Origin of the sequence: Thermogutta sp. (assembly GCF_014359955.1) — a bacterium.
In the GTDB taxonomy this organism is placed as follows: domain Bacteria; phylum Planctomycetota; class Planctomycetia; order Pirellulales; family Thermoguttaceae; genus Thermogutta.
Genome location: NZ_JACIYL010000198.1, coordinates 1 through 6400, shown reverse-complemented (window position 1 = coordinate 6400; position 6400 = coordinate 1). Strand labels below are relative to the sequence as shown.

Sequence of the window (6400 nt, the reverse complement as noted above, 5' to 3'; positions counted from 1 at the left end):
TTCGCTCCTCGGAGGTCATAAATCGCTGCCTGTACGGGGCGCCAGTGTGCCAGGGCCTCTCCTGGTGTGGCTACCAGCACCGGAACGGACCACCGCTCGAGGAGCCGCCTGATCCAAATGAGCTCGTCTGGACATTCTCCAATGACAGCAATCTCCAGCGGTTCTTGACCCGGCAAAGCAGGGAACGGGAACTGCAAGCGCGCTGAATGGATTTCTTCTTCACTGGCAGTGATCGGCAGGCTGCTAAGCGGGTTGGTTTCATCTTGCAAAAGCCCAAGGAAGTCCTTCGCTACAACACACCATTGAGACCACGATAACCGCAGGACCCCCGGCAGGGGTGTACCTGTCCGCGGTTCACTCTCACACCATGGCCCATAAACGACGAGCCAGCGGGTGAGAGGGGTCAACCGATGGAGAATGTACCGCTCGGATTGGGAAAACTGGCCTGGCCGATCCTGGAAAAGAATCAACCAGTCGGGATACAACCGCCTGGACCGGATGGTGGCGATGACTTTCCCGAGAGTGGGAAAGACGTGGACCACCGTCGGCCTGTTTCCCTTTGCCGGCAGCGGAACAGAAAGCTGGGAAGGGGAGGCGGAAACGAAGAAAACCACAGTCCTCATAACCCAAACCTTGGCGTGTCCACCAGCCGACGTACCCCCATTTTTCCTTCTCCGATTGGGACGCGGATGTTCACACGGGATGATGTGGGAGCGGGATTCAACCGGGACGGTGCTGACGGTAGGGACAATTCATGAATTGCTCCTCCAACAAATTGTGCCCATGCCATCTTGGTCATCTTTGCAAAAGGGGGATGGATAACGTGCACCAGCCTTTTTAGCATCCCCGGAAGTTCACCGTTTATATCCAAACTGGGGGACCTCTATCAAGGGATTCGGACCGTCGCGCAGCGAGTGATCGTGCGGCGAAAGAGCGGCCCAAGAGAGTACGCCCGCTCGATGCGCTCATCACATTCCATACAATCGTTGCTCAACAAGTGTCATTCACCCCACCTGCGAATTGTGCCGAAGCGATAAGTCAGAGGATATTCAGGGTCGAGGAGGTATCTGACTGGCAAGTCGTGTGGGGGTCGGCGGGTGCGGTGTTTTGAAAGTTGGAGCATTTCGGACGGACAAACCATGATACAAAGGAGTGTACGATGCTTGTCCTTTCTCGCCAGCGCGACGAGAGTATCATCATCGGGGACAACATCGTCGTGACGGTGGTCGATATTCGCGGGGATAAAGTGCGTTTAGGCATCGAGGCACCCCCGGAAGTAAGTGTTCATCGTCGCGAGGTGTACGAGGCTATTCAACGCGAAAAAAGGCAGAAAGCTGCTCAAACACCGTCAAAAACCGAGTCGAACACGCCCTCACAGGAAGAAAAGAACGGCCGGTAAGTAACGGTTGTACAGACTGTGCCGATCCTACGGCCACGAGACGAAAACTTCGCACGTCTTGTGGCCGGTTTCGTTTTTGTAACCTACATTTTCCTGCCGAAGCGAACAAAAGAGGAATCGATATGGGTTTGGCAGATCGGTGTAAATTGCCTAAAGTGCCTGATCGCCCCAGTCGATGTGCCTCGATAGAGCGGTGAATGGATGAAACGGTTCATCCGGCTTCCACGCTGAACGTTGGTGTGGAGGGGAGCTCATACGGGATCAAAACCGGAATTTGAAACCCGCGCTTAACCGGTCCAGTTGATCCTGTTATGAGCTGACGGTTCGGAAACAGAGTTTGGCTTGGTCCTCTTACGTACAGGAAAAGGGTAACAGACATGACCCGGATTAACACGAACATCAGCTCGTTGACGGCTCAGAAGACCTTGGCTCGTTCTCAGGCTCAATTGCAGGAAGCCCTGACCCGCCTGAGCACCGGTTTGCGGATCAACGTTGGCAAAGACGACCCCGCGGGATTGATCGCAAGCGAGGCTCTGCGGGCGGACATCACGGCTGTTGAGAAGGCTATCACAAACAGCCAGCGGGCGAACCAGATGATTGCCACGGCCGACAGTGCCCTGGGCCAGGTCAGCCAGTTGCTCAACGACATCCGGGGATTGGTTTCCGAGGCGGCCAACAAGGGCGCATTGAGTGCGGAGCAGATCGCAGCAAATCAGCTTCAGATCGACTCTTCACTGGAAGCGATCGACCGAATCGCCAAGGTGACGCAGTTCCAGGGACAGCGGCTCCTCGACGGCAGTTTCGATTTCATTACCTCCGGGGTGGACAGCTCGAAGATTACAAGCCTGCAAATCGATCAGGCCAACTTCGGATCGCTGTCCAAGATCGACGTGAATGTGGACATCGTTTCGCAAGCATCTAAGGCTAAGCTGACATACAACTACGGCGCCCTGGCCACCGACGTCGTGCTGGAAATCGCCGGAAAAGACGGTGCTGAAGCATTCAGCTTCGCAGCGGGGAGCTCCATCGAGGATATGGCCGAGGCAATCAACCTGGTCTCCGACGCGCTGGGAGTTCGCGCGGTCGTGCATCAGGAAGCGACGGCCGGTCGGGTCACAGCCTCTAGCTTTGGGTCGAATAACGATGTCATCATTACGGCCAACCAGGCTGGTCAGGCAGCCGGTGACATTCGCGTCAAATACACCAAGAACAGTAGTGCAACCACCAGCGTGGTCTACACACCCGCCAGCGGCGGCACACCGGGACTCATCGAGGTCAAGCTTGGCACGCGGCAGTGGGAGGCGGCGAGTGGGGTGTTGGATCCTGGGGGGACGAACAATGCGATAGAGATTACGGCGAAGATTAAGGGGGAGGAATTCAATGGGGTGAATGTGCAGTTGACGATTGGTGGGTCGCAGAGTGTGAGTTATGATCATGCGACGAAGACGTTGAGCATCACGGCGACGGCGTCGGATACGGCGCAGGACATTGTGAATTTGATCAACAATGATGCGGCGGTGGGGGCGTTGTTTACGGCGGCGAATTATGGGGAGTCGGACGGGAGTGGGACGGTAGCGGCGGCGAGTGTGACGTTGAGTGGGGGCGTGACAGGGGGCGATGTGATTGCGACGGCGAATGATGTGGTGTCGGCGATCAACAGTTCGGCGGCGAGTGCGGTAGTGACGGCGAGTTTGGCGCCTGGGGACAATGGGTATGGGGTGGTGAGTCCATTTCAGGAGTATGCGTACTATGGGAGTGTGGAGGCGAACAATCGGTTGCAGTTTTTGGGGCCGGAGGGGAGTCGGAAGATACGGTTTGTTTCGAATCCTGGGGAGAGTTTGAGTGTGGATTTGACGACGGACCCGCGGGTGGAGGGATTTTCGTCGGCGATTGTGCAGGGGGTGAATCCGAACAGCACGTTGCGGATTACGGCGCGGTACAAGGGGGAGGCGTATGATGGGGTGCAGATTGTGTTCAATGACAGTACGGACAACACGGTGGTGTGGGATGCGGAGAGCAAGACGCTGACGTTCAATGTGGACATTAGTGGGGGGTTTACGGCGCAGGATGCGGTGAATTTGTTGAACAATGACAGTTATGCGGGGAAGTATTTTCGGGCGGAGAATTTTGGGACGAGTGATGGGAGTGGTGGGTTGAGCACCACGATGACGGGGACGACGAGTGGGGGCGTGGTGAGTGAGGGGACGGTGATCGTGCATTTGGCGACGACGTCGGACGGGATAGTGACGACGACGGCGCAGGATTTGATTAATTACTTTAATGATCCGGCGAATGCGGGGTTATTGAGTGGATTGGGGATCAGTGTGAGCAATGTGGCGGGGAGTGATGGGAGTGGGAAGCTAGCGCCGACGGTGAGTGATTTGGAGTTTGCGACGAGTGGGACGCAGTTGCAGGAGGCGCAGGCGAGTGGGACGACGTATGCGGTGAACGGGGCGAATGCGCGGTTGACGTTGACGGCGGTGGCGCCGGGAGGGGATTGGAATGGGGTGCGGTTGGTGTTTGAGGACACGGCGACGGCGGGGAACGAGACGGTGGTTTGGGATGCGGCGACGAAGACGCTGACGGTGGGGATTGAGAGTGGGGTGAGCACGGCGAACCAGGTGATTGCGGCGATCAACAACGACGCTGTGGCCAGCCAGTTGTTCACCGCCAGCCTCGCCACCGGCAGCGATGGCACCGGAGCCGTCACCGATTCTGACTTCGCCGAACTCTCCGGCGGTGTCGTGGACGTGGGCGCCAAATACGGCGTGGCTTTGGTGGGTAACAGCGATGCTGAAAATGTCGGCCTCACCTTTGAAGCGACCGACTACGGGAGCCAGGCCTTCGTCTCAGTGAAGGCGCTCAGCGGTACGTTTGTGACCACAGACGCCAGTGGGAAGGTCGCGGATCGGGCGGTTGGTGCCGATGCCCAGGTTCGGGTCAACGGCTACCTCGCTGTGACCTCAGGCGTGACCGCCTCGATTAATACGGCCTCGCTGGATTTAACCTTCACTATCGATCCGAACGCCGCGGCTGGTACCAAGACCTCGTTCTCCATTGTGGGTGGCGGTGCGCTGTTCCAGCTCGGTCTAGACGTGGTGTCCAATCAACAGGCGCGTATCGGAATTCGAAGCGTCAACACAGCCAAGCTGGGCGGTGCTCGCGGTCGGCTCAACGAGCTCCGGTCCGGTGGGGCCAAGTCGCTGGCGAACGATCCAATCGGCGCAGCCGCGGTCGTGGATGAAGTGATCTCGCAAATCACAACTCTCCGGGGTCGGTTGGGTGCGTTCCAGCGAACCACTCTGGAAACGAACATCAGCGCCCTGAACGACACGCTGGAGAATCTGACGGCGGCGGAAAGTGATATCCGCGATGCCGACTTCGCGGCGGAAAGCGCGAAACTCACCCGTGCTCAAATTCTGGTGCAGTCGGGTACGTCGGTGCTGGCCATCGCGAACCAGAACCCGCAGGCGGTACTCGCTCTGCTGCGGTAATTCGGGTGAAATAGACAAACTCTCTCACGGTTGACGCGAGAGAGGGAACGCGAAGAGGAGCACGGCCGATCAGTTCAGATCGGCCGTGTTTACTTGCGCACAGGCAACGTGCACATCGACTGTCCTCTCTGCAAGTCCGGTTTGTCAACGTTGGCCGTTAAAGTTTCGTTGATTTTGCCAGATTGTTGTCGGTCGGCTTCACACCAACGGAAAAACTGCGCGTTTTGGAGAATTGGCTTCAACCCCTTTAACTCATCTTTTCGATAAAAGCGAAAGAGGGCCACTCAGAAGGTTGAGGGAGCAATTCCTGCCCTATCTGGTAACACTTTTGTGTTAACCACGTCCCTGGATAGAAGGGCAGGCGATCATAGCAAGACGGACAAAAAAGACGGAGTCAGGAGGAAGGGAGTCCCATGACCCGGATTAATACGAACATCAGCTCGTTGACGGCCCAGAAGACCTTGGCTCGTTCTCAGGCTCAATTGCAGGAAGCCCTGACCCGCCTGAGCACCGGTTTGCGGATCAACTCAGGGAAGGACGACCCCGCGGGTTTGATCGCCAGTGAAACTCTTCGCAGCGATATTACGAGCATCCAGCGGGCGATTGTGAACAGCCAGCGGGCCAGCCAGATGATCGCCACGGCCGACAGTGCCCTGGGCCAGGTCAGCCAACTGCTCAACGACATCCGGGGATTGGTTTCCGAGGCGGCCAACAAGGGCGCATTGAGCGCAGAGCAGATCGCAGCGAATCAGCTTCAGATCGACTCTTCACTGGAAGCGATCGACCGGATAGCGCAGGTGACGCAATTCCAGGGACGGCGGTTGCTGGACGGTAGCCTCGATTTTGTTACAGAAGGGGTGGACAGTTCAGCCATTCGCGACCTGCAAATTGATCAGGCGAACTTCGGCAATAACAACGAGATCGGCGTCAACGTGACTGTCGTCAAACAGGCCAGCCGGGCGGAATTGCGTTATGCGTTCGGGGCTGTGGCCGACGACGTCGTTCTGGAAATCGGTGGAAAACAGGGTTTCGAGGCATTCACGTTTGCGGCGGGAAGCTCCGTCGAGGACATGGCCAAAGCGATCAATCTCGTGTCCGACGCTACGGGAGTCATTGCAGAGGTACAGAAGGAGGCTACTGCCGGGACTGTTGTCGCGTCGAGTGTGGGTGCAAACAACGACGTGATCATCACCGCGAATCAGGCGGGTGAAGCGGCGGGCAATGTCAGAGTCAAGTACACCAAGAGCGCCACGGCTGCGACGACGGTCAACTTCACGCCTGCCAGTGGAAGCAGTCCGGCGGTGCTGGAAGTGCGTCTTGGCACTCGGCAGTGGGAGGCGGCGAGTGGGGTATTGGATCCTGCGGGGACGAACAATGCGATCCAGATAACGGCGAAGGTGAAGGGGGAGGAATTTAACGGGGTGAATGTGCAGTTGACGATTGGTGGGTCGCAGAGTGTGAGTTATGATCATGCGACGAAGACGTTGAGCATCACGGCGACGGCGTC

At 57.5% G+C, this 6400-nt stretch carries 4 protein-coding genes; 3 read left to right on the top strand and 1 reads right to left on the bottom strand.

Annotated elements, in window-relative coordinates; translation table 11 throughout:
• The coding region (locus H5U08_RS08030) for a hypothetical protein (protein ID WP_297031983.1) at window positions 1–623 on the bottom strand (623 nt) is incomplete at its 3' end.
• A gap of 536 nt (window positions 624–1159) precedes the next feature.
• Here H5U08_RS08030 and csrA point away from each other — a divergent pair.
• The 3 genes from csrA to H5U08_RS08015 form a co-directional block, all read left to right on the top strand.
• Entirely contained in the window at window positions 1160–1399 is a 240-nt protein-coding gene (gene csrA, locus H5U08_RS08025; RefSeq protein ID WP_297031981.1) for a carbon storage regulator CsrA, read from the top strand.
• Window positions 1400–1776: 377 nt separating this feature from the next.
• Window positions 1777–4893, top strand: a complete 3117-nt coding sequence (locus H5U08_RS08020) for a flagellin (protein ID WP_297031979.1) — start codon at window positions 1777–1779, stop codon at window positions 4891–4893.
• Window positions 4894–5306: 413 nt separating this feature from the next.
• A partial coding sequence (locus H5U08_RS08015; RefSeq protein ID WP_297031977.1) for a flagellin occupies window positions 5307–6400 on the top strand: 1094 nt, incomplete at its 3' end.